The organism is Pseudomonas sp. SG20052, assembly GCF_031766055.1.
Classification (GTDB): Bacteria; Pseudomonadota; Gammaproteobacteria; order Pseudomonadales; family Pseudomonadaceae; genus Aquipseudomonas; species Aquipseudomonas mandelii.
Window position 1 is genome coordinate 470,224 of sequence record NZ_CP134498.1, and the last position, 23,256, is coordinate 493,479.

The 23,256-nt window shown below is 60.0% G+C and carries 22 protein-coding genes and 2 pseudogenes; 9 read left to right on the plus strand and 15 right to left on the minus strand.

The features are described from left to right. The first annotated feature begins 62 nt into the window (after positions 1 to 62). From RHP74_RS02210 to RHP74_RS02235, 6 genes and pseudogenes are all read left to right on the plus strand, one after another. Positions 63 to 980, plus strand: coding sequence for an alpha/beta hydrolase (locus RHP74_RS02210; RefSeq protein WP_311097571.1), 918 nt, complete (start codon positions 63 to 65; stop codon positions 978 to 980). Between the two features lie 105 nt (positions 981 to 1,085). Beyond that, entirely contained in the window at positions 1,086 to 2,057 is a 972-nt protein-coding gene (pip, locus tag RHP74_RS02215) for a prolyl aminopeptidase (RefSeq protein WP_010464501.1), read from the plus strand. Beyond that, positions 2,054 to 2,491 (plus strand): D-aminoacyl-tRNA deacylase, encoded by a 438-nt coding sequence (gene dtd / locus RHP74_RS02220; RefSeq protein ID WP_010464499.1) that lies wholly within the window; start codon positions 2,054 to 2,056, stop codon positions 2,489 to 2,491. Before pip ends, dtd begins: the two co-directional genes overlap by 4 nt. A 276-nt stretch (positions 2,492 to 2,767) precedes the next feature. Beyond that, on the plus strand, positions 2,768 to 4,597 hold the full coding sequence (locus RHP74_RS02225) for a glucan biosynthesis protein G (protein WP_145309885.1): 1,830 nt from the start codon (positions 2,768 to 2,770) through the stop codon (positions 4,595 to 4,597). Next, positions 4,590 to 7,160, plus strand: coding sequence for a glucans biosynthesis glucosyltransferase MdoH (gene mdoH / locus RHP74_RS02230; RefSeq protein ID WP_010464496.1), 2,571 nt, complete (start codon positions 4,590 to 4,592; stop codon positions 7,158 to 7,160). Before RHP74_RS02225 ends, mdoH begins: the two co-directional genes overlap by 8 nt. Positions 7,161 to 7,274: 114 nt before the next feature. Continuing rightward, a pseudogene (locus tag RHP74_RS02235) lies at positions 7,275 to 7,442 on the plus strand (peptide ABC transporter ATP-binding protein); the annotation flags it as partial. Positions 7,443 to 7,568: 126 nt separating this feature from the next. Here RHP74_RS02235 and RHP74_RS31305 read toward each other — a convergent pair. From RHP74_RS31305 to ubiE, 11 genes and pseudogenes are all read right to left on the minus strand, one after another. Then, on the minus strand, positions 7,569 to 8,441 hold the full coding sequence (locus RHP74_RS31305; RefSeq protein ID WP_409201927.1) for a methyl-accepting chemotaxis protein: 873 nt from the start codon (positions 8,439 to 8,441) through the stop codon (positions 7,569 to 7,571). Between the two features lie 33 nt (positions 8,442 to 8,474). Next, positions 8,475 to 9,485, minus strand: a pseudogene (locus RHP74_RS31310) (methyl-accepting chemotaxis protein); the annotation flags it as partial. A gap of 238 nt (positions 9,486 to 9,723) precedes the next feature. Then, positions 9,724 to 10,431, minus strand: a complete 708-nt coding sequence (locus RHP74_RS02245) for a 16S rRNA (uracil(1498)-N(3))-methyltransferase (RefSeq protein WP_311097577.1) — start codon at positions 10,429 to 10,431, stop codon at positions 9,724 to 9,726. After that, positions 10,428 to 11,234 (minus strand): twin-arginine translocase subunit TatC, encoded by an 807-nt coding sequence (gene tatC / locus RHP74_RS02250; protein ID WP_010464487.1) that lies wholly within the window; start codon positions 11,232 to 11,234, stop codon positions 10,428 to 10,430. The genes RHP74_RS02245 and tatC overlap by 4 nt, the downstream gene beginning before the upstream one ends. Beyond that, positions 11,231 to 11,680, minus strand: a complete 450-nt coding sequence (gene tatB / locus RHP74_RS02255; protein WP_077747609.1) for a Sec-independent protein translocase protein TatB — start codon at positions 11,678 to 11,680, stop codon at positions 11,231 to 11,233. The genes tatC and tatB overlap by 4 nt, the downstream gene beginning before the upstream one ends. Before the next feature lie 10 nt (positions 11,681 to 11,690). Further along, the gene (locus tag RHP74_RS02260; RefSeq protein ID WP_010464483.1) at positions 11,691 to 11,969 is read right to left on the minus strand and encodes a twin-arginine translocase TatA/TatE family subunit; all 279 of its coding nucleotides are present in this window, start codon (positions 11,967 to 11,969) and stop codon (positions 11,691 to 11,693) included. Between the two features lie 25 nt (positions 11,970 to 11,994). Beyond that, on the minus strand, positions 11,995 to 12,327 hold the full coding sequence (locus tag RHP74_RS02265; RefSeq protein ID WP_008047820.1) for a phosphoribosyl-ATP diphosphatase: 333 nt from the start codon (positions 12,325 to 12,327) through the stop codon (positions 11,995 to 11,997). Continuing rightward, positions 12,320 to 12,721: a phosphoribosyl-AMP cyclohydrolase gene (gene hisI / locus RHP74_RS02270; protein ID WP_010464478.1), complete on the minus strand. Its 402-nt coding sequence runs from the start codon at positions 12,719 to 12,721 to the stop codon at positions 12,320 to 12,322. The genes RHP74_RS02265 and hisI overlap by 8 nt, the downstream gene beginning before the upstream one ends. 81 nt (positions 12,722 to 12,802) lie before the next feature. Then, on the minus strand, positions 12,803 to 14,407 hold the full coding sequence (ubiB, locus tag RHP74_RS02275; RefSeq protein WP_010464476.1) for a ubiquinone biosynthesis regulatory protein kinase UbiB: 1,605 nt from the start codon (positions 14,405 to 14,407) through the stop codon (positions 12,803 to 12,805). Then, entirely contained in the window at positions 14,404 to 15,027 is a 624-nt protein-coding gene (locus RHP74_RS02280; protein WP_010464473.1) for an SCP2 domain-containing protein, read from the minus strand. The genes ubiB and RHP74_RS02280 overlap by 4 nt, the downstream gene beginning before the upstream one ends. After that, positions 15,027 to 15,797: a bifunctional demethylmenaquinone methyltransferase/2-methoxy-6-polyprenyl-1,4-benzoquinol methylase UbiE gene (gene ubiE, locus RHP74_RS02285; protein ID WP_007948968.1), complete on the minus strand. Its 771-nt coding sequence runs from the start codon at positions 15,795 to 15,797 to the stop codon at positions 15,027 to 15,029. Before ubiE ends, RHP74_RS02280 begins: the two co-directional genes overlap by 1 nt. Before the next feature lie 155 nt (positions 15,798 to 15,952). Between ubiE and RHP74_RS02290 the strand changes: the two genes are divergently transcribed. The 3 genes from RHP74_RS02290 (at position 15,953) to RHP74_RS02300 (ending at position 17,784) form a co-directional block, all read left to right on the plus strand. Then, on the plus strand, positions 15,953 to 16,228 hold the full coding sequence (locus RHP74_RS02290; protein ID WP_010464468.1) for a polyhydroxyalkanoic acid system family protein: 276 nt from the start codon (positions 15,953 to 15,955) through the stop codon (positions 16,226 to 16,228). Between the two features lie 241 nt (positions 16,229 to 16,469). Beyond that, entirely contained in the window at positions 16,470 to 16,892 is a 423-nt protein-coding gene (locus RHP74_RS02295) for a phasin family protein (protein ID WP_010464467.1), read from the plus strand. A gap of 10 nt (positions 16,893 to 16,902) precedes the next feature. Further along, positions 16,903 to 17,784 (plus strand): phasin family protein, encoded by an 882-nt coding sequence (locus tag RHP74_RS02300; protein ID WP_311097599.1) that lies wholly within the window; start codon positions 16,903 to 16,905, stop codon positions 17,782 to 17,784. 201 nt (positions 17,785 to 17,985) lie between these two features. Here the strand turns inward: RHP74_RS02300 and RHP74_RS02305 are convergent, their stop codons facing one another. The 4 genes from RHP74_RS02305 to phaC (RHP74_RS02320) all read right to left on the minus strand — a co-directional run bounded on the left by RHP74_RS02305 (position 17,986) and on the right by phaC (RHP74_RS02320) (position 23,149). Continuing rightward, on the minus strand, positions 17,986 to 18,606 hold the full coding sequence (locus RHP74_RS02305; protein ID WP_010464462.1) for a TetR/AcrR family transcriptional regulator: 621 nt from the start codon (positions 18,604 to 18,606) through the stop codon (positions 17,986 to 17,988). A 59-nt stretch (positions 18,607 to 18,665) separates the two neighbouring features. Beyond that, positions 18,666 to 20,348 (minus strand): class II poly(R)-hydroxyalkanoic acid synthase, encoded by a 1,683-nt coding sequence (gene phaC, locus RHP74_RS02310; protein WP_311097601.1) that lies wholly within the window; start codon positions 20,346 to 20,348, stop codon positions 18,666 to 18,668. A 115-nt stretch (positions 20,349 to 20,463) separates the two neighbouring features. Beyond that, positions 20,464 to 21,318: a poly(3-hydroxyalkanoate) depolymerase gene (gene phaZ, locus RHP74_RS02315; RefSeq protein WP_010464458.1), complete on the minus strand. Its 855-nt coding sequence runs from the start codon at positions 21,316 to 21,318 to the stop codon at positions 20,464 to 20,466. Positions 21,319 to 21,469: 151 nt separating this feature from the next. Then, the gene (gene phaC, locus RHP74_RS02320) at positions 21,470 to 23,149 is read right to left on the minus strand and encodes a class II poly(R)-hydroxyalkanoic acid synthase (RefSeq protein WP_010464456.1); all 1,680 of its coding nucleotides are present in this window, start codon (positions 23,147 to 23,149) and stop codon (positions 21,470 to 21,472) included. Between the last annotated feature and the right edge of the window lie 107 nt (positions 23,150 to 23,256).

Consider the following 23,256-nt stretch of genomic DNA (forward strand, 5'->3'; position numbering starts at 1 on the left):
AGCTCCCTCGCCACAGAACCGGGTTCCCATTCCAAATCGCTGAACTAACTGGCACCAGACTTATGGCCTCTTATCCCTTATCTGAACAGATGACGGCGTTCGTCGAAAAAACTGTCAGCTTCAACAGCACCGACAGCAGCCTCAATGGGTTGCGTCGGGCTTACAGCGAGATGTGCCGGGCGTTCACCCCGCCGCGTCCCGCGGGGCTGTACGTGGTCGATTTCGAGTTGGCCGGTGTGTCGGTCCGATCCTATCAACCGCCGGTTTCACCTCCGACCGGCGGTGGACCGTGCATCGTGTATCTGCATGGCGGTGGTTGGGTGGTAGGGGATCTGGAATCCCACGATTTCATCTGCGCCGAACTGGCGTCGACACTCGGCGCACTGGTGATCGCGGTCGATTACCGATTGGCGCCGGAACATCCTTTTCCGGCGGCGTTCAATGATTGCCTGGGTGTCTGGCGCGCGCTGCGAAGCGGACCTTTTCGGCTTGATCCCGGACGAACGCTGGTGGCGGGGGACAGTGCCGGTGGCAATCTGGCTGCTGCGTTGTGTCTGGCGCTGCGGGATGCGGGCGAGCCGGTCCCGGCGGCGCAGGTTTTGATCTATCCGGGGCTGGGCGGTGATCGCTCGTTGCCGTCGCGTAGCGAATGCATCGACGCGCCATTGCTCGCCAGCAGTGATGTGGATTGTTATCACGCCCTGTACTTGCGCGGCACCCGACAGCCGGGCGCCTATGCGATGCCGTTGCTCGCCGGACACTTCGGCGGGCTGCCGCCGGCATTGATTGCCGTGGCGCAATTCGACCCGCTGCGCGATGACGGCGTGCTCTATGCCGAGCATCTCCAGGCCGCGGGTGTGCCCACCACGCTTTACTATGGAAAAGGGCTGGTTCATGGCTGTTTGCGGGCCCGGGGCCAGGTCGCCGAGGTCGACTTGCTGTATGAAACGCTGCTCGGGTTTTTGGCTGACAGGTTATGACGCTGCAAGGGGCATGCTCATTGGCGTAATTCGGGTTTATGATGCCGGACGGCAGAATAATAGAAGTCCCCCCAGGGATGACCTCGACCCCTTACGGAGCGCGCAATGCAGACTTTGTACCCGCAGATCAAACCCCACGCCCGGCACGATCTGGCCGTCGATGAAACTCACACCCTGTATGTCGACGAAAGCGGTTCACCGGAAGGTTTGCCGGTGGTGTTCATCCACGGCGGCCCCGGTGCCGGGTGTGATGCCCAGAGTCGACGGTACTTTGATCCGAACATGTACCGCATCGTGACCTTCGACCAGCGCGGTTGCGGGCGCTCCACGCCCCACGCCAGTCTTGAAAACAACACCACCTGGGATCTGGTCGCCGACCTTGAGCGCATTCGCAAACACCTGGGCATCGAAAAATGGGTGCTGTTTGGCGGCTCTTGGGGCTCGACCCTGGCGCTGGCCTACGCGCAAACCCACCCGGAGCGTGTACACGGTCTGATCCTGCGCGGGATTTTTCTCTGCCGGCCGCAGGAAATCGAGTGGTTCTACCAGTGTGGCGCCAGCCGTCTGTTCCCCGATTACTGGCAGGACTATGTCGCGCCGATTCCATTGGATGAGCGCGGCGACCTGCTCAGCGCTTTCCACAAGCGCCTGACCGGCAACGATCAGATCGCCCAGATGCATGCGGCCAAGGCCTGGTCCACCTGGGAAGGCCGGACCGCGACCTTGCGTCCGAATCCGCTGGTGGTCGATCGCTTCTCCGAGCCGCAGCGCGCATTGTCCATCGCACGTATCGAATGTCACTACTTCACCAACAATGCCTTCCTCGAGCCGAACCAGCTGATTCGCGACATGGGCAAGATCGCCCATTTGCCTGGCGTGATCGTCCACGGTCGTTATGACGTGATCTGCCCACTGGACAACGCCTGGGAACTGCATCAAGCCTGGCCGAACAGTGAACTCCAGGTGATTCGCGACGCCGGCCACGCCGCGTCCGAGCCGGGCATCACCGATGCACTGGTGCGTGCCGCCGGGCAGATGGCTCGCCGCTTGCTCGACCTGCCGCCCGAAGAAGCATGAAAGGCCTGCTGCAACGCGTGCATGGCGCGCGAGTCGAGGTAGCGGGGGAAGTGGTGGGGGCGGTCGATCAGGGGTTGTTGGTGCTGGTGGCGGTGGAGCCCGAGGATACTCGTGCCAGCGCCGACAAACTTCTGCATAAACTGCTTAACTATCGAGTATTCAGTGACGCCGAGGGCAAGATGAATCTGTCTTTGGCGGATGTAGGCGGCGGGTTGCTGCTGGTCTCGCAGTTCACCCTGGCCGCAGACACCAAGAGCGGGTTGCGCCCGAGTTTTTCGACCGCTGCCCCTCCGGCCCTGGGCGAGGAGCTTTTCGACTATTTATTAAGCAAAGCGAAACAGGTGCATGGCACTGTGGCATCAGGTAGATTCGGCGCGGACATGCAGGTGCACCTGGTCAACGATGGCCCGGTCACTTTCCTGTTACAGACGTGAAAGCACTTGAAACATGTTTTTCAGGGCTTTTCGACTGAAAACAGGGGTTTTTCGCGATAAATACTTTGTTACCCCTGATGCGTTGTAACGCGGCCTACTAGATAATCGCGCGCTACGGGGATCAGCGTTCGTTGGTCCATTTTGACTTAGGTAGAGACTTGTCCGAGACCTGTTGGGGAATCATTTAGCCCCATAGGAGTCGGAACAATGCTCGCCAACCTGGCATATAGATAGCTGGCCGTTGGTTTTTTGATCTGTTTTCGGCGAGGGTTGCTCGTGATTGTTACTCCCTGTAATGCACCAAAATTGACTGCCAAACGGTTCCGAAGCGCTCTGGTAGCGGGCTCTGCACTGCTCTGCTTGCTCAGCGCCGGCCAGATTTGGGCATTCAATCTGGAGGATGTATCGGTCAAGGCGAAAGAGCTGGCCGGACAAAAATACGAAGCCCCGCGCAGTAACCTGCCGAACGAATTCCGCGAAATGAAATTCGCGGACTATCAAAAAATTCGTTTCCGCACTGAAAAAGCCGAGTGGGCCGATCAGAAAACCCCGTTCAAGCTTTCGTTCTATCACCAGGGCATGCACTTCGACACGCCGGTGAAAATCAACGAAATCACGGCTAACACCGTCGAAGAGATCAAATACGACCCAACTCGTTTCGATTTCGGCGATGTGAAGTTCGATCCTAAAGCTACCGAACAACTGGGTTATGCCGGTTTCCGAGTGCTTTACCCGATCAACAAGGCCGACAAGCAAGACGAAATCATGACCATGCTCGGCGCGAGCTACTTCCGCGTTGTCGGCAAGGGTCACACCTATGGCTTGTCCGCTCGCGGCATGGCCATCGATACCGCATTACCGTCCGGCGAAGAATTCCCGCGCTTCACCGAATTCTGGATTCAACGGCCAAAACCGGGTGACAAACACTTGGTGATCTTCGCGCTGCTGGATTCGCCACGCGCTACCGGTGCTTATCGTCTGATCCTGCGTCCTGGCAGCGACACCATTGTCGACGTCAAGGCCCGCATGTTCCTGCGTGACAAGGTCACCAAGCTTGGCGTTGCGCCGCTGACCAGCATGTTCCTGTTCGGCGCCAACCAGCCGTCGAAAGTGCTGAACTACCGTCGTGAACTGCACGATTCCAGCGGTCTGTCGATTCATGCCGGCAACGGCGAATGGATCTGGCGTCCACTGAACAATCCAAAACACCTGGCCGTGAGCAACTACTCGATCGAAAACCCGCGTGGTTTCGGCTTGCTGCAACGTGGCCGCGACTTTAGCCACTACGAAGACCTCGACGACCGCTACGACAAGCGCCCAAGTGCCTGGATCGAACCAAAAGGCGATTGGGGCAAGGGTTCCGTCGATCTGGTAGAGATTCCGACTGCCGACGAAACCAACGACAATATCGTTGCGTTCTGGAGCCCGGAAAAACTGCCTGAGCCTGGTCAGCCGCTGGACGTCGCCTATCGCATGCACTGGACCATCGACGAAGCTGCACTTCACGCACCGGACAGTGCCTGGGTTCAACAGACCCTGCGTTCCACGGGTGACGTGAAACAGTCCAACCTGATCCGTCAGCCGGATGGCAGCGTTGCCTATCTGGTGGACTTCGAAGGTCCGTCCCTGGCAGCACTGCCGGAAACTGCGGACGTTCGCAGCCAGGTCAGCGTGGGCGACAATGCCGAGCTGGTCGAAAACAGCGTGCGTTACAACCCTGAAACCAAGGGCTGGCGCCTGACCCTGCGGATGAAAATCAAGGATCCGGGCAAGCCTACCGAGATGCGTGCGGCACTGGTCGAGAACATCGTGCCGGGCGACCTCTCCAAGAACTCGCTGCCAGTCTCCAACTCTTCGGTTGCCAAGGCCGATAAAGTGGCCGCCAAGCAACAAGAGAAGGCGGACAAGGAAGCCAAGGACGCCAAGCAAGCCGAAGCCAAGCAGGCCGACGCCAAGCCAGTTGCCGATACCAAGGAAAAGGACAAGGACAACAAAGACGCCAAGCAGCCTGTTGCTGCGGACGCGGCCCCAGCCACACCGGAATCGGCAGCGACGGAAGAAGTCCTGACCGAGACCTGGAGCTACCAGTTGCCTGCCGATGAGTAATTCTCAACTACAGCCAGAGACTCTTGCCGAGTATCTGGCGCATCTACCGATGACCGACCAGCAGCGCGCGGAACTCGCGGGCTGCCAGTCCTTCAGCGAACTGCACCAACGTCTGTCGTCTTCGACGTTCGACGCTCCGACCGAGGCTGCCCAAGCCTCGGTGGGCCGTCGCCTGACCCTGAGCACTGCTGAAGAACTGGAAGAAGCGGAAATGCTGGCGGTCGACGCCAGTGGTCGGGTTTGCCTCAAGGCCACCCCGCCGATCCGTCGGACCAAAGTCGTGCCGGAGCCGTGGCGCACCAACATTTTGGTGCGTGGCTGGCGGCGCCTGACCGGTCGCACCAATCCCCCGGCCCCGCCGAAGGACGAGAACGTGCTGCCGGCGGCTCGCTGGCGCACAGTCGGTTCGATCCGCCGTTACATTCTGCTGGTCCTGATGCTTGGCCAGACCATCGTCGCCGGCTGGTACATGAAAGGCATCATGCCGTACCAGGGCTGGTCGTTCGTCGACCTGAACGAGGTTCTGCACCAACCGATCCTGAAAACCGTCACGCAAGTGCTGCCGTATGCGCTGCAAACCAGCATCCTGATTCTGTTCGGGATTCTGTTCTGCTGGGTGTCGGCCGGTTTCTGGACGGCGCTGATGGGCTTCCTCGAATTGCTCACTGGCCACGACAAATACCGGATCTCCGGTAAAAGTGCTGGCAACGAGCCAATTGCCAAGGACGCGCGCACTGCACTGGTGATGCCGATCTGCAACGAAGACGTGCCACGGGTGTTTGCCGGTTTGCGCGCGACCTTCGAGTCGGTTGCAGCCACGGGTGACCTGGATCGCTTCGACTTCTTCGTCCTCAGTGACAGTAATGACGCGGACATCTGCGTGGCCGAGCAGCAAGCCTGGCTGGACGTCTGCCGTGAAGCCAAGGGTTTCGGCAAGATTTTCTATCGCCGTCGCCGCCGTCGTGTGAAACGTAAAAGCGGCAACCTCGACGACTTCTGCCGTCGCTGGGGCGGTGACTACAAGTACATGGTCGTGCTCGACGCGGACTCCGTGATGAGCGGTGACTGCCTGACCAGCCTGGTGCGCTTGATGGAAGCTACGCCGGACGCCGGGATCATCCAGACCGCGCCGCGTGCGTCGGGCATGGACACCCTTTATGCGCGTATGCAGCAGTTCGCTACCCGCGTGTACGGTCCGTTGTTCACCGCCGGCCTGCACTTCTGGCAGTTGGGTGAATCCCACTACTGGGGCCACAACGCGATCATCCGCATGAAGCCGTTCATCGAGCACTGCGCCTTGGCGCCGTTGCCGGGTAAAGGTGCTTTTGCCGGTGCGATTCTGTCCCACGACTTCGTCGAAGCTGCGCTGATGCGCCGTGCCGGCTGGGGCGTGTGGATTGCCTACGATTTGCCGGGCAGCTACGAAGAACTGCCGCCGAACCTGCTGGACGAACTCAAGCGTGACCGTCGCTGGTGCCACGGTAACCTGATGAACTTCCGCCTGTTCCTGGTCAAGGGCATGCACCCGGTGCACCGTGCGGTGTTCCTGACCGGCGTGATGTCTTACCTGTCGGCGCCGTTATGGTTCTTCTTCCTGGTGTTGTCGACGGCGCTGCTGGCGGTCAACACCTTGATGGAACCGCAGTACTTCCTTGAGCCGCGTCAGCTCTATCCGCTGTGGCCGCAATGGCACCCGGACAAAGCAATTGCGCTGTTCTCGACGACGATTGTGCTGTTGTTCCTGCCGAAGCTGTTGAGCATCATCCTGATCTGGGCCAAGGGCGCGAAAGAGTTCGGAGGCAAGTTCAAGGTGACCTTGTCGATGCTGCTGGAGATGCTGTTCTCCATGCTGCTGGCGCCGGTGCGGATGATTTTCCACACCCGTTTCGTCCTCGCCGCGTTCCTCGGCTGGGCCGCGACCTGGAATTCGCCACAACGTGACGACGACTCCACGCCATGGAGCGAAGCGGTCAAGCGCCACGGTCCGCAAACCTTGCTGGGCTTCTTCTGGGCCCTGCTGGTGGTCTGGCTGAACCCGAGCTTCCTGTGGTGGCTGGTGCCGATCGTCGGTTCGTTGATGCTGTCGATCCCGGTATCGGTGATTTCCAGTCGTGTCGGCCTGGGCCTCAAGTCCCGTGACGAAAGCCTGTTCCTGATCCCTGAGGAATACAATCCGCCGCAGGCGTTGCTGGCAACCGATCAGTACACCCACGAAAACCGTTGGCATGCACTGAACGACGGTTTCATCCGTGCGGTGGTCGATCCACAGCAGAACGCCTTGGCGTGCTCGCTGGCGACCTCGCGTCACGGTCAGGCCGAGCCGATCGAATGGTTGCGCATCGAGCGGGTGCGTCACGCATTGAAAGTCGGGCCTGACGGCCTGAACAACAATGAGCGTGTGCAATTGCTGAGCGACCCGGTGGCATTGGCTCGCTTGCATGAGCAGATCTGGAATGAAGGCCATCCCGAGTGGCTGGCAGCCTGGCGCAAATCGGTGAAAGCCGATCCCCATGCGCCGCTGCTACCGCTCAAACCGCTGAGTGCGCAGCCTCAGTTGGCCTGACGAGAAACCCCGCGAAAGCGGGGTTTTTTTTGCGCTGCTGATCGCTCCCACGCAGAGCGTGTGAACGACCAGCGTTAGAGCAACAATTCCTGCTTAAACCCTTGTGCAAACGGAGGCATGACCATGGTCTGCGTCACCCACGAGATGGGCTTTGCACGGGAAGTCGCGGATCGAGTGCTGTTCTTCGATCACGGCAAATTGCTGGAAGATGCCTCGCCGGCCGAGTTCTTCGATGCGCCGAAGGATCCGCGGGCGCAGGCCTTCTTGCGTCAGGTTTTGTAGCTTGAGCGCCTGTCGTGACGCCTTCGCGGGCAAGCCTCGCTCCTACAGTATTGTGTCGTGGCTCAATCGAGCGATACGCAAAGTCCTGTAGGCGCGAGGCTCGTCCGCGAAGGCATCACCTCGGTTTCAAACCTTGAACCTGCCCACCAGCATCTGCAGATGCGTCCCCAGGCGCGCCAGCTCGACGCTGGACGCCGCGGTCTCTTCACTGGCTGCCGAGGTCTGCTCGGACACATCGCGCACGTTCAGCACGCTCCGGTTGATCTCCTCGGCCACTGCGGTTTGCTGCTCGGCAGCGGCGGCAATCTGCTGGTTCATCGACTGAATCGCCGACACCGTGCGGGTGATGCTTTCCAGCGAGCTACCGGCGCGGCGGGTCAGTTCGACGCTGCTGTCGGTCAGGCTGCGGCTGTTGTCCATGATGGTCGCCACTTGCTGGGTGCCGGTTTGCAGGCCGACGATCAGCTCTTCGATTTCCTCGGTGGACTTCTGAGTGCGCTGGGCCAGGCTGCGCACCTCGTCGGCGACCACCGCGAAACCACGTCCGGCCTCACCGGCACGGGCGGCTTCAATCGCGGCGTTGAGGGCCAAAAGGTTGGTTTGTTGGGCCACGGATTTGATCACGTCCAGCACGCTGCCGATCTTGTCGCTCTCGCGTTTCAGATCACCCATGGCCGCTGTGGAATTGCCAACCTCGAGGGCCAGGCGCTCGATCTGAGCGATGGCCTCTCCGACCACTTTGTCACCTTCGCGGGCCTGCTGATCGGCGGCGACGGCGGCTTCGGAGGCTTCTTCGGCGTTTCGCGCGACTTCCTGCACGGTGGCCGTCATTTCGTTCATTGCCGTGGCCACCTGATCGGTCTCGACCTTCTGGCTGTTGACCCCGGCGCTGGTCTGTTCGGTGACGGTGGACAGTTCTTCGGCGGCGCTGGCGATTTGCGTTACGCCATCGCTGATACCGCCGATCAGTTCGCGCAGGCCCAGAGTCATGTTCTGCATGGCACGCTGGAGCTGGCCCAATTCGTCGCGACGTTCAGAAACAAGGTTTTGCGTCAGGTCACCAGCCGCCACGCGTTCGGCGACTTTGAGGGTCTGGTTCAGCGGAACCACGATCTGGCGAGTGATCGCCCATGCCGCCAGCAAGCCAAACGCCAGGGCCAGAACGGTGGCCATCAGCAGCAGGTTCTTGGCGTGTGCTGCGTCGGTGTCGCGGACGATGGTTTGTGACACGGTGAGTTTTTTACTGACGTCGAGCAAGGTATCGCCTTGCGCGGCCATGCGCTTGAGGGCGGCGGCGCTGGCCACTTGCGAGTCGCGGAACTGGCTGACGGCGGCGCGATAGGCCTTGAGCGAATCGCTGGCCTGTTGCAGGTTGGCAATGTGCTGTTCCGGCAGTTTGGAGGGCAGGCTTTCGAGGTTCTTCAGGGCGTTGTCGATGGCGTCCAGTGCAGGTTGCTCGGCCTCGGTCTTGCCGCTGTAGGTGTAGCCGCGCACCTGGAAGCGTGCCTGCTGAATCAGTTTGCTCAGGTCGATCACGCTGTTGAAGTCGGCGACGCTGTCGCCTTGCAGCATGGACTTTTCGACTTCAGCGACGCGGGCCACGGCGTTATCGGCGGTCGCACCCAGTTTGCTGCGGGCGTCTTCGCGGTTGGCACCGGCCTGGGTCATCGCGATGAAGGCTTGCTTGTACTGGCTGACGGCGGCCAGTTGCTGGTCAATCATCGCCGCATCAGCGGGCTGTTCGATCAATTTGCGTGCGGTTTGCAGGCCTGTGTCGAGTTGGCTCAACAGATCGTTGACGGCGCCCGGGCCTTGTTCGCCTCGGCGCATTTCGTAGTCCAGACGGGCCAGGCGCAGGTCTTTGGTCAGGTCGTTGAGGCTGGCAATGAACCCAAGCTTGTCGCCCCGGCTCATCACGCCCGTCAGGCCGGTCCAGGCGGTGAAGGTGATCAGCAGCGTCAGCAGCAGCACCAGACCGAAACCGATCCCCAGTTTGCGATTGACGCTTACGTTTCCCAGACTCTCGGTTAGCCAACGGTACATGCTGCTACTCCCTCGGACTACAAATTGGTTTTATGGGAGCTGTATCGGCCGGCGGCCGGGAATCTGTAGGTAAAGCGCGGTATTCAGGTCGAGTAAATCCCTGTGGCGAGGGAGCTTGCTCCCGTCCGGCTGCGAAGAAGTCGCAAATCAGGCTGAGATGGTTTTGCAGGAATAAAGCGGTGGCCGCGGCGCGCCCAAACGGGAGCAAGCTCCCTCGCCACAGTGACCGTGCTTGATCTTAAAAGAGGCGGGCGAGCAGGGCGGTGACGGCGGTTTCGACGCGCAGGATGCGCTCGCCAAGTTGTACCGGTTGCAGGCCAGACTTGGCCAGCAGGTCGATTTCGTAAGGGATCCAGCCGCCTTCGGGGCCGATGGCCAGGGTCACCGGTTCATTCAGGCCGCGAGGGCAGGGCGGGTAATTGCCCGGGTGACCCACCAGGCCTAGGGTGCCTTCGGAAATGGCCGGCAGCCGATCTTCGACGAACGGCTTGAAGCGCTTCTCGATGACGATTTCCGGCAGCACGCTGTCCCGGGCTTGTTCCAGGCCGAGGATCAATTGCTCGCGAATCGTTTCAGGTTCCAGAAACGGCGTCTGCCAGAAGCTCTTCTCGACGCGATAGCTGTTCACCAGGATGATTCGTGGCACACCCATGGCCGCCACGGTCTGAAACACCCTGCGCAGCATTTTCGGCCGTGGCAGGGCCAATATCAGTGTCAGGGGCAGCTTGGTCGGCGGCGGCTGGTCAAGGGTGACGCGCAATTCTGCTTCATCAGCGTCCAGGCGCAGCACTTCGGCCGCACCCATCAGGCCGCCGATACGCCCGACGCGCATGCTGTCACCCACTTCACAGCGGTGGACTTCCTGCATGTGCGTCAACCGGCGATCACGCAGGATCACCCGGTCGGCCGCAATGAAATCGGCCTCTTCGAGGAGCAGCAGGTTCACGGCTGGGTCGCTGGCGGCTGGTCGTTGTGATCGTCTGCCGGCTGGTTGTCCGGCTGATCGTCTGGATGATCGCCGCGCTTGCTGATCAGACCGCCGAACAGGATGCCGATCTCGAACAGCAGCCACATCGGTACAGCCAACAGCGTCTGCGAGAAGATGTCCGGTGGTGTCAGGATCATGCCGACCACGAAGCAGCCGATGATCACGTAGGGGCGGATTTTCTTCAGGTATTTGACGTCGACCACGCCGATCCATACCAGCAGCACCACAGCCACCGGGATCTCGAACGCCACGCCGAAGGCAAAGAATAGCGTCATGACGAAGTCGAGGTAGCTGCTGATGTCAGTCATCATTTCCACGCCGGCCGGGGTGGCGGCGGCGAAGAACTTGAAGATCAGCGGGAACACCAGGTAATAGGCGAATGCCATGCCGGCGTAGAACAGCATGATGCTGGACACCAGCAACGGCACGGCGATGCGCTTCTCATGCTTGTACAGGCCCGGCGCGATGAAGCCCCAGATCTGATGCAGGATCACCGGGATTGCCAGGAACAGCGAGACCATCATGGTCAGCTTCAATGGCGTCAGGAACGGCGACGACACGTCGGTGGCGATCATCGTTGCGCCCACGGGCAAATACTGGCGCAGCGGCGTCGAAACGAAGGTATAGATCTGCTGGGTGAAGGCGAACAACCCGGCGAAGATGATGAAGATCGCCGCTACGCAACGCAGCAGGCGGGTACGCAACTCGGTGAGGTGCGAAACCAGCGGCATGTGCTGGTCGTTTTCAGGAAGATCGCTCATGGGGCTCGCGGCGCCAGTGTTGGGTCATGAGGGGCCGGCGCAACAGGCGCAGCCGCAGGCGTGGCAGGTTCAACCGGTGGCGTTGCAACAACGGGTGCAGGTGCTTCTACGGCGACGACAGGTGCTGGCTCGGCGGCGGGGGCATGAATCGTTTGCTCCGCGATCGGTTCAACAGGCTGAACGGGCGTGGCCTCCTGCTGGGTCGGCGTGAAAATCTTCCGCGCCTCCTGTTCCAGCGACAGGATGTGCTCGTTGTGCAGTTGCCGACGAATCTCGTCGGCACCGATTTCACGTTCAACTTCCTGTTTGATCGCGTTGAAGCTGCGCTTCAGGCGACCGACCCACAAGCCGGCGGTGCGCGCAGCGCCCGGCAGGCGCTCGGGGCCCAGCACCAGCAGGGCGACGAGGCCGACGAGCAGCAGTTCAGAGAAGCTGATACCAAACATTAGTCAGTGCTCACACGTCTTTGCGGATCGGCTCTTCGACTTTTTGCGCCTGCACGTCGATGGTGTGCGGCTGGTTCACGGACTGCGTGGTCTGTGGCTGAACAGGTGGAACCGGTTGCGCCGGAGTCACGGTAGGATCGGCCGGTTTCTCGTCATCGTTCATGGCTTTCTTGAAACCCTTGATCGACTCGCCCACGTCAGTGCCGAGGTTTTTCAGTTTCTTGGTGCCGAACACCAGCACGACAACAACCAGGATGACGATCCAGTGTTTCCAGTCAAAAATGCCCATGTTGCTGCTCCTCTCTAATAGTTGTTCAGGCGGACGGGCGCGAGGCTTTCTCGGCGTGTCCGGACAGACCGAAACGACGGTCCAGTTCATCGAGTACAGCCTGTGGATGCTGCCCCAGTTGGGCGAGCATGACCATGCTGTGGAACCACAGGTCGGCGGTCTCGTAGATCACATCGCTGCAGTCGCCGCTGATGGCGGCATCCTTGGCGGCAATGATGGTTTCGACCGACTCTTCGCCGACTTTTTCCAGAATCTTGTTCAAGCCCTTGTGGTACAGGCTGGCGACATACGAGCTGTCAGCGGCAGCGCCTTTGCGCTCTTCCAGCACCTCGGCCAGACGGGTCAGGGTGTCACTCATGGCTGTGTCCTGCGGAATAAATGGCGTGCGGGTCCTTGAGCACGGGATCGACGGTTTTCCAGTCGCCGTTCTCGAAGACGCGGTAGAAGCAGCTCTGCCGACCGGTATGGCAGGCAATGTCGCCGATCTGCTCGACCATCAGGATGATCACGTCAGCGTCACAGTCCAGGCGCATCTCATGCAGCGTTTGCACGTGGCCGGACTCCTCGCCCTTGCGCCACAGCTTGCCACGGGAACGTGACCAGTAAATGGCACGGTTCTCGGCAGCGCTCAGTTCCAGTGATTCGCGGTTCATCCAGGCCATCATCAGGACGCGCCCGGTCTTGTGATCCTGGGCAATCGCCGGCACCAGGCCGTCTGCGTCCCACTTGATCTCGTCCAGCCAGTTTTTCATCTTCGACTCCGACAGCGGGTTCCACACTTCATGAGCAGAACCCAAGCGTTCAAACAGTGTGCCAGCGTGCGGGGGCGCTGGCTATCGGCGAACGACCAGATACAAACCGACAGCCACCATGATTCCGGCCGGCCAATGACCCATATCGCTCAATGGCCCGCCGGCCAGCAGAATGGCGCCGCCCGCCAGGTGAGCGCAGCCGAGCAGGCGCAGGAACCAGTCGTCCTTGCGCTTGTGCCACGGTGGCGGCGGATCGTTGGCGTGGGGCTGGGACATGCGTTCGAGCAGGTCACGGGCCATGTTGGCCAGGTGCGGAATCTGTTCGAACTGGCTCTGCACGTTGCCGAGCAAGGCTTTGGGGCTGACGCGCTCACGCATCCAGCGTTCGAGGAATGGCTGGGCGGTGTTCCACAGATCGAGATCCGGGTACAGCTGACGGCCGAGGCCTTCGATGTTCAGCAAGGTTTTTTGCAGCAACACGAGTTGCGGCTGCACTTCCATGTTGAAGCGGCGAGCGGTCTGGAACAGGCGCATCAGCACTTGGCCGAATGAAATATCTTTTAACGGTTTTTCGAAGATCGGCTCGCACACGGTGCGGATCGCTGCCTCGAATTCGTTGAGCTTGGTTTCTGCCGGTACCCAGCCCGAATCGATGTGCAATTGCGCCACACGACGGTAGTCACGCTTGAAGAACGCGAACAGGTTACGCGCCAGGTAATCCTGGTCTTCAGGGGTCAGGCTGCCGACGATGCCGCAGTCGATCGCAATGTATTGCGGGCTCCACGGGTTGACGGTGCTGACAAAGATGTTGCCGGGGTGCATGTCGGCGTGGAAGAAACTGTCGCGGAACACTTGGGTGAAGAAGATTTCCACACCCCGTTCGGCGAGCATCTTCATGTCGGTGCGCTGGTCGGCCAGGGTCGCGAGGTCGGTGACCTGAATCCCGTAGATGCGCTCCATTACCAGCACTTTCGGCCGGCACCAGTCCCAATAGACTTGTGGCACATACAGTAGCGGCGAGCCTTCGAAGTTGCGCTTCAACTGGCTGGCATTGGCCGCTTCGCGCAGCAGGTCGAGTTCGTCGTAGATGGTTTTTTCGTAGTCCTGGACCACGTCCACCGGGTGCAGCAAACGTGCATCGGCCGAGAGTTTTTCGGCGGCGCGGGCGAGGATGAACAGCCACGCCAGGTCCTGGGCAATGATCGGTTTCAGGCCCGGGCGTATCACCTTGACCACCACTTCTTCGCCGGTCTTCAGTTGCGCGGCATGCACCTGCGCCACCGAGGCTGAGGCCAGCGGTTCGACGTCGAAACGGCTGAACACTTCACTGATCTTTTTGCCGAGCTGCTCTTCGATCAGGTTGACCGACACTTGCGAGTCGAACGGCGGCACACGGTCCTGCAGCTTCATCAACTCATCGGCGATGTCTTCGGGCAGCAGGTCGCGGCGCGTCGAAAGGATCTGCCCGAACTTGATGAAAATCGGCCCAAGGTCCTGCAACGCCAGGCGCAATCGCGCACCACGGCTCAGGTCCAGCGTCTTGCGCGGGAACCAGCGCCACGGCAAGGCGTAGCGCAGCGCCAGGAGAAACCAGGGCAGCGGCAGGGCGAACAGCAGGTCATCGAGGCGGTAGCGAATCACAACGCGCTGGATGCGCAACAAACGGCGGACGGCAAGCAGCTTCATGCGTTATCGCTTGGGTCGAGGGATCGGGAAAGGCGCTCGAAACGCGCCTCGAGACGTTCCAGATCGAGCTTGATCTGGTCCAGTTCACTGAAACGGGCTTCGGCTTCGCGCTGACCGACGAGGGTGCGCGATTCTTCGGCCAGGTATTCGCCAAGATTCTGATTCAGGCTGGCGAAACCCTGCTGATACCAGCGTGCGCGGCTGCGCAGGTGACCGCCGACCAGTTGCGTGGCGACCGGGCCGAGCCAGCGCGAGAGTTCGTACTCCCAGTCCAGCTCAAGGTCCTGAAGGATCGCCGCCAGCTCCAGCAGCACGCCGCTGTCACCGTCGAGCTCGACTTCAGGGCCATGCAGCACCGAGGTCTTTTCCTTGCTCATCGCCAGTTTCAACAGGCTGGAGGCCGGTGCACGCAACGTGCAGTCAGCGCCGGTTTCCCAGTGGGAAGCGAGCATCAGGCCTTCGTCGCTGGGCAGGATGAACAGTTGCAGCGCCGGGCTGCGGCAGTCGACGGCAATCACCCTGCCGCTCAAATGCGCCAGTCGCGGTAGCGCCGTGCTGTCGAGACGCAGCACCCGGTTCAGACCGAGTTCAACGCTGGCGAGCAGGCCGGCCAGCAACATCAGGGTTTGATGCCGCGGTGCAGGGCGACGATGCCTGCGGTCATGTTGTGGTAGGTCACGCGGTCGAAACCGGCCTCGACCATCATCGACTTCAGGGTTTCCTGATTCGGGTGCATGCGGATCGATTCGGCCAGGTAGCGATAGCTTTCCGAGTCGTTGGTGATCAGCTTGCCCATCAACGGCATGAAGGCGAACGAGTAGGCGTCGTAGGCTTTGGACATCAGCGCATTGGTCGGCTTGGAAAATTCCAGCACCAGCAAACGGCCGCCCGGTTTCAGTACTCGCAGCATCGAGCGCAGGGCGTCTTCTTTATGGGTCACGTTGCGCAGACCGAACGCGATGGTCACGCAGTCAAAATGGTTGTCCGGGAACGGCAGCTTTTCAGCGTCGGCCTGAACGAACTCGACATTACCGGCCACACCCAGATCCAGCAGGCGGTCACGACCGACCTTGAGCATGGATTCGTTGATGTCGGCCAACACCACCTGGCCGGTCGGGCCAACGAGGTGCGAGAACTTCTTGGTCAGGTCGCCTGTGCCGCCGGCGATGTCCAGCACGCGGTTACCGGTGCGAACACCCGACAGCTCGATCGCAAAACGCTTCCACAGACGGTGCATGCCGCCCGACAGGAGGTCGTTCATCAAGTCGTACTTGGCGGCTACCGAGTGGAAAACCTCAGCGACTTTTTCCGCTTTTTGGCTTTCCGGTACGTTTTTGAAGCCGAAGTGAGTGGTGGGTTCGGCATCGCTGCCTTTGCGCTGATCAGTCATATCGCTGTCACCAAAAGAGAATGCGGGACATTCTAATCCCGGTGGCCTGCTTTGTCTTGGCAAGGCTGAAGGTAAGATAGGCAACCACCGGGACGTTTTGCCGCAGCAGCGGTCAAGATGCTTCAGGAAAGTATCCATAAAGCAGGAGTCATTCGATGGCCCGTATTAGTGTTGAGCGTGCCCACGGCCTGGGCAAGGAAGCAGCCCGCGAGAAGGCTGATCTGTTGGCGCAGAAGCTGTCCGATCAATATGGCCTGGAGCCGCAATGGTCCGGCGACACCCTGAACCTCAAACGTTCCGGTGTGAAAGGCGCGGTACATGTCAGCGAAGATTCGATCCGCGTCGATGTGGAGTTGGGCCTGATGATGTCGGCCATGAGCGGCATGATCAAATCGGAAATCGAAAAAGCCCTTGATAAGGCCTTGGTCTGATTCCGGATTGAAATCCCTTCATCTGTAGGAGTGAGCCGCTCGCGATAGCGGTCTGTCAGTCGATATTGATTTCGACTGACAGACCGCTATCGCGAGCGGCTCACTCCTGCATTTGTTTTGTGTGAAGCCAAAGTTTTATGTCAGTTGTTAGGGTGCCGTTTCTAATTTTTCTCCCTACTTTGTGCCTGAGCCCGACACTTTCGCGGGCAGTTCCTCAAACCTTCTGCGCGTGAGGTGCACCATGGCCAAAGTTATTTTGAAGAAAAAAATCGACGCTTCGACTACTGCTCTGGGCGACGTCAAATCCTATGCCCGCAAGATCTGGCTGGCAGGCCTGGGGGCCTACACCAAGGTCGGCCAAGAGGGCAGCGAGTACTTTCAAGAGTTGATCAAGGCTGGTCAAACTGTTGAAACCAAAGGTAAAAAAGTAGTTGCCGAGAAACTTGAAGCGGCTAACACAGAGATTGAAGAAGCCAAGAGTGAAGTGAGCACTTTCAAAGGCAAGGTCGAAGTTCAACTCGACAAGGTCGAGAAGGCTTTTGACTCGCGTGTCGCAAGTGCCTTGAATCGTATCGGCATTCCGTCTAAACATGACGTTGAGACACTCTCTGCTAAGCTCGATGAGCTGACGGCATTGCTCGAACGCGTCGCGCGTAAATCTTAAGGAGAACGGGATGGCTGGTAAAAAGAACACCGAAAAAGAAGGCAGCTCGTGGATCGGGAAAGTCGAAGACTACTCCCGCAAAATCTGGCTTGCTGGTTTAGGCGTGTACTCGAAGATCGACACTGACGGCAGCAAGCTCTTCGATACATTGGTTAAAGACGGCGAGAAAGCCGAGAAGCTCACCAAGAGCGCTGTCGGCAAGAAAGTCGATGCCGCCAAGGACTCCGCTTCGTCGGCCAAGTCGCGCATCAGCGGCGTGAAAGATCGGGCACTGGGCAAGTGGGATGAGCTGGAAGGGGCTTTTGACAAGCGCCTGAACAGCGCCATTTCGCGCCTGGGTGTACCGAGCCGCAATGAAGTGAAAGCGCTGCACAGCAAGGTCGATACCCTGACCAAGCAGATCGAGAAACTCACCGGCGCCAAGGTTGCACCTGTTGCGGCGAAAACCGCAGCGGCCAAACCGGCTGCTAAACCAGCCGCCAAAAGCGCTGCCAAGCCACTGGTAAAAGCGGCTGCCAAACCGGTCGCCAAAGCCGCGTCGAAAGTCGCATCCGCCGCCAAGTCCGCTACCAAAACTGCCGCCGCCAAACCTGCAGCAGCCAAGACAGCGGTCAAATCGGTTGCTGCCAAAGCCGCCGCCAAACCAGCAGCAAAACCGGCTGCCAAAACTACAGCGGCCAAACCGGCAGCCAAACCAGCGGCAAAACCTGCCGCAGCGAAGAAGCCAGCAGTGAAGAAACCGGCCACGCCTAAGGCTGCCGCGCCAAAACCAGCAGTGGCTGCCGCCAAACCGGCGACCCCGGTCAGCACGTCGAACTCCGCTGCTGCACCGACCCCTGCTGTAACCCCGACTGTCGCGCCAGCTCCATCGACGCCAACCAGTCAGTCCTGATTTTTCAGGGCTCAAGAAAACGCCCGGCCTGCAAAGGTCGGGCGTTTTTGTTTGTGCGCGATTTCATATACACCGCAGAACCCTTGTGGGAGTGAGCCTGCTCGCGATTGCGGTGTGTCATTCAACATTGATATTGGCTGACCCGGCGACATCGCGAGCAGGCTCACTCCCACAGTGAAATGTGTTTATCCAGTGAAAGGGTTACTCGTGTTCTTCGAGGTATTGCAGGGCCAGGTGCTCGGTCGCCACTTTGATCGGCGGCAGCAAATGCGGCGCCACCAGCATCATGATCTGATACACCACCAACCTGACTTCACCCTCGCGATCAAGAATCCGCTGATAGTCCAGTGAGAACAGCAGCGTCATGGTGATCTGCTCCACCAACTGCCCCAGCGCTTGAGTGTCACTGACCAACTGCCCTTGCGCCTTCAATCGCGCCAGCAACGAAGCCAGCGTGCGCTTCAGTGCATTGAGCAGATTGCGGATGCCCTTGGCCAGTTTCGGCAGGCGCCCGGCCAGGTTTGACAGGTCCTGGAACAGAAACCGGTAATGGGCCAGCCGCTCGACGATCAAGTGCAGGAACAACCAGTAATCCTCCGGTGCCAGCTCCACGTCGGCCGGAGGATCAAGCAGTGGCGCAAGCTCGGCCTGGAAACGCTCGAACAAGCCGAGAATCAACGGTTCCTTGCCGTGGAAGTGGTAGTAGAGGTTGCCCGGGCTGATGCCCATTTCGTTGGCAACTTCCATGGTGGAAACGTTCGGTTCACCCTTCTGATTGAACAATTGCAGGGCACATTCGAGGATCCGGTCGCGGGTTTTCATCCAGTCTTCTTAATGGTCGGGTCATGCCACGGCAGGCGTGTGCCGTGGTTCGTTGTCAGTCAGCGCACACGCACGTAAGTACCGGGTGCCGCCTCCATCGGTGGATAGTTCTGGTTGCCGAGGGCCATGTGGGTTTCTTTTTGCGAGCCCGAGCGTTCCTGAATCCAGCTCAGCCATTGGGTCCACCAACTGCCGTCGACTTGCTTGGCGTCGTAATACCACGCCCGTGGGTCGCTGCTCAGTTTCGCGCTCTCGACGAAGTTGGCCTTCGGGTTGCTCGGCGGGTTGAGGATGCTCTGCACATGACCGCTGTTGGACAGGACGAAACGTCGCTCGCCACCCAGCAGCAGCGTCGAGCGATACACCGCGTCCCACGGCGTGATGTGGTCGTTGATGCCGGCCACGCTGAAGCTGTCGACCGTGACTTTCTGCAAGTCGATCGGCGTGCCGCACACTTCAAGGCCGCCCGGATGACTCAGTGGGTTGTGCTTGAAGAAGTCCAGCAGGTCGCCATGCAAGGCTGCCGGCAACCGGGTGTTGTCGTTGTTCCAGTAGAGGATGTCGAACGCTGGAGGCTCCTTGCCCAACAGGTAGTTATTGACGAAGTAACTCCAGATCAAATCGTTGGGACGCATCCAGGCAAAGACCTTGGCCATGTCGCGCCCGTCCAGCACACCTTTCTGATAGGAGCGACGCTTCGCCGCTTCCAGGGTCTGTTCGTCAGCGAAAAGCGTCGCCGGAGAGTCCATCTGACTGTCGAGCAGGCTCACCAGATACGTCGCGCTGGATACCCGCCGCAGTTGTCGCTTGGCCTGCAAGTGGCCTTGCAGCGCGGCGATGGTCAGCCCACCGGCGCAAGCGCCCATCAAGTTCACTTCGCGAGCGCCGGTGATTGCCCGGCAAACGTTCATCGCTTCTTCAACCGCTTCGACGTAGGTCGACAGACCCCATTCGCGATGGCGCACATCCGGATTGCGCCAGCTGATCATGAAGGTCTGCAGGCCGTTTTTCAGGGCGAACTGGACGAAGCTGTTATGCGGGCTCAGGTCGAAAATGTAGTACTTGTTGATCTGCGGCGGCACCACCAGCAGCGGTTTGGAATACTGCTTTTCGCTCATCGGCTTGTACTGGATCAGCTCCAGCAGCTCGTTGCGAAACACCACGGAACCCGTGGTGGTGGCGACCGTTTTACCGACCTCGAACGCTTGCTTGGTGACTTGTCTGGGCAGGCCGTCGTTGTGCAGGAAATCGTCGACCAGATGGCTGATGCCACGCACCAGGCTGTTACCGCCGGAATTGAAGATTTCCTTGATCGCCAGCGGATTGAGCAAGGTGTTGGACGGCGCCACGGCGTCATTGAGCAAGGCGAACGCAAAGTGGGCCCGAGCGCGATCGTCCGGGGTCATGTTGCTTTCGTCGATCCAGCTTTTAACTTCTTTCTGCCAGCTCAGGTAGGCCTGCAAGCTGCGGCGATAAAACGGGTTGAGGCTCCACGCCGGGTCGGCAAAACGACTGTCCTGCGGGTTGGTCGGGTGCAGGGTTTCCCCCAGCATGACGCGACCCAGTTGGCCGCCCAGTTTCAAGGCATGTCGAACGCTGTGCACCGGGTTACGCAAGCCATGGGCGGCAACGCTGCGCAGGGTCGAAAACAGATCCCGGCCACGCAGGCCGGTGATCGCACTCTGCGCGTTGATGAACGCGGCGGGAGTGGGCAAAAAGTCCCTCGCTGGTTTGTCGCGCATGTGTCAACACTCCTTCGTCTTTCAGGCCAAATACAAACACATCGAACCAGAACACCATAGACGCTGTTACGGGTTGTTGCGCGGTGCGGCGTCCTGCCGACCGACAATGGGCCGGTTAACCGCCCAATGGCGCGGGATGCGGATGCATCACGGCGCGCTGACGTTCCTCCTCGAGGAATTTCATGATGATCGGTGCCACCGCTTCGGCGCGGGTAATCAGGAACAGATGCCCGTCATCGATGATGTGCAACTGCGCATTGGGGATCCGCCAGGCCAGCATGCGCATGTTGATCAGCGGGATCAGTGGATCGTCGTCGCCGGCCAGTACCAGCGTCGGCTGGTTGATCTTGTGCAGCCAGTGAATACTGGTCCAGCCAAGCCCGGCGAACAGCTGCCAGTAGTAACCGAGCTTGCCCGCCGAACGGACCTTCGCCGCATGGCTGGCGGCCAGGGTCGGATCGCGACGGAAAGAGCCGCCGTAGATCATCGGCGCAATGCGGATCACGTGAGACGGCTGGATGTAGCGCCGCGGGCTGGCCATCATCCACAGCACTTTCGGTTTGCCCGGCACCATCACCGCGCCGGCCGCCGTGGCCGCCAGCACGAGTTTTTTGCAGCGCTCGGGATAGTCGTAGGCGAACTGCTGAGCGAGTGCGCCTCCCCAGGACACGCCGATGACGTTGACTTGCCCATAGTCGAGATAGTCGAGCATCCGCGCCGTGAGTTTCGCCAGGCCCGGAAAACGGTACGGCCGATTCGGCGTCGACGAACCGCCGACACCGGGAACGTCGAAGGCGATGACTTCCAGGTCCGGGTCCAGCGCTGCGACGAACGGAAACACCAGCTCCAGGTTGGCGCCGATGCCGTTGAAAATCAGCAAGGGCGTCAAGTGAGGCTTGCCGGGGCGTACCGCCGTGCGGAGGGTCTGGCCATCCAGGTCGACAGTACGGAATATGAACGGTTGCGGCATGCTTCAGGCCCTGTGGGTTAATTCATCCCCGGTCCCCCTGCAGGAGCGAAGCTTGCTCGCGAAGGCGTCAAGTCAGTCGACATCCATGTTGAATGAAAGACCGTTTTCGCGAGCAAGCTTCGCTCCTGCAGAGGGGCGCGGGGTGTGTCAGTTACCGCTCATGCACATAAGTGCCGGGTGCTGCTTCGCCTGCTGGATAGGCCTTGTTCCCCAGGCTCGCCGGGGACTTCTTCAGCTTGCCCGAACGCTCGGCCTGCCAGGCCTGCCAGTGCAGCCACCAGGAGTCAGTGTGCTTGGTGGAGTTCTCTTGCCAGTCTTCGGCTTTGACCGGCATTTCGGTGCTGGTCATGTAGCGCGATTTCGGATTGCCCGGCGGGTTCAGAATGCTCTGGATATGCCCGCTGCTGGACAGCACGAACTCGACCTTGCCGCCAAACAACTGCGCCGACTTGTAGCAGGACTTCCACGGCGTGATGTGGTCGTTGGTGCCGGCCAGGGAAAAGATGTCGGCCGTGACCTGCTTCAGGTCGATCGGCGTGCCGCACACTTCCAGTGCATCAGGACGGATCAGCGGGTTGTTTTTGAACATTTCGATCAGGTCGCCGTGGAATGCGGCGGGTAACCGGGTGGTGTCGTTGTTCCAGAACAGGATGTCGAATACCGGCGGCTCGTTTCCCAGCAGGTAGTTGTTGACCCAGTAGTTCCAGATCAGGTCATTGGGTCGCATCCAGGCAAAGACTTTCGCCATGTCGCGGCCTTCCAGCACACCGGCCTGATAGGAATGGCGCTTGGCGGCTTCGAGGGTCTGCTCGTCGACGAACAAGGCCACGTCGCTGTCCAGGGTCGTATCCAGCACGCTGACCAGCAGGGTGAGGGCGTTGACCTTCTTCTCGCCGATCGCGGCGTAGTGGCCCAGCAGCGCGGTGCAGGTGATGCCACCGGAGCAGGCGCCCAGCATGTTCACGTCTTTGCTGCCGGTGATCGCAGTAACCACGTCGACCGCTTCCTTGAGCGCTTCGATGTAGGTCGACAGACCCCACTCGCGCTGCTCCTTGGTCGGGTTGCGCCAGCTGACGATGAACGTCTGCACGTTGTTGCGCAGGCAGAAGCGCGCCAGGCTCTTGTCCGGGCTCAGGTCGAATACGTAGAACTTGTTGATCTGCGGCGGCACCACCAGCAGCGGACGCTCGTGCACCTGCTCGGTGATCGGGCGGTACTGGATCAATTCCAGCACGTCATTGCGGAACACCACCGCGCCTTCGGTCACGCCCAGGCTCTTGCCGACTTCGAACGCGCCCATGTTGACCTGGCTCGGCATGCCGCCGTTGTGTACCAGATCCTTGGCCAGGTGCGAGAGGCCGTCGAGCAGGCTTTTGCCGCCGGTCTCGAAGAACCGTTTGACCGCCGCCGGGTTGGCCGCACTGTTGGTCGGGGCCATGGCTTCGGTCATGAGGTTGATCACGAAATGCCCGCGACTGACGTCTTTGGGCGGCAGGTTGCTGTCGTCAATCCAGTCGTGGAGTTCCTTGCGCCACGCCAGGTAAGTTTGCAGATAACGTTTATAGAGCGGGTTCTGGCTCCAGGCCGGATCGGCGAAGCGACGGTCATCGCTGGTAGGTTGAAGTTCTGATTTGCCGAACAACACGTTCTTCAATTCAAGGCCGAAATGGGCGACATGCTTGGCACTGTGAATCGGTTGTTTGATGGCCTGCCTGAGCACCATTCGAGCAGAAGCCAGTAGATCCTTTCCACGCAGCCCAACGACAGGATTCAGCCCCAAGGTGTTTTCCGAGGCTTGATACTTCAAGTCATCGTTATTCTTGTTACTCATCTACGACGCTCCATTGTCCTGAGACGAGTACCTGGGCCCAGCTGTCATCACACAGCCAATGCCAGGTACTTATGCTCGGGTGACCGTTAATTCTGCATCGCTGCTTT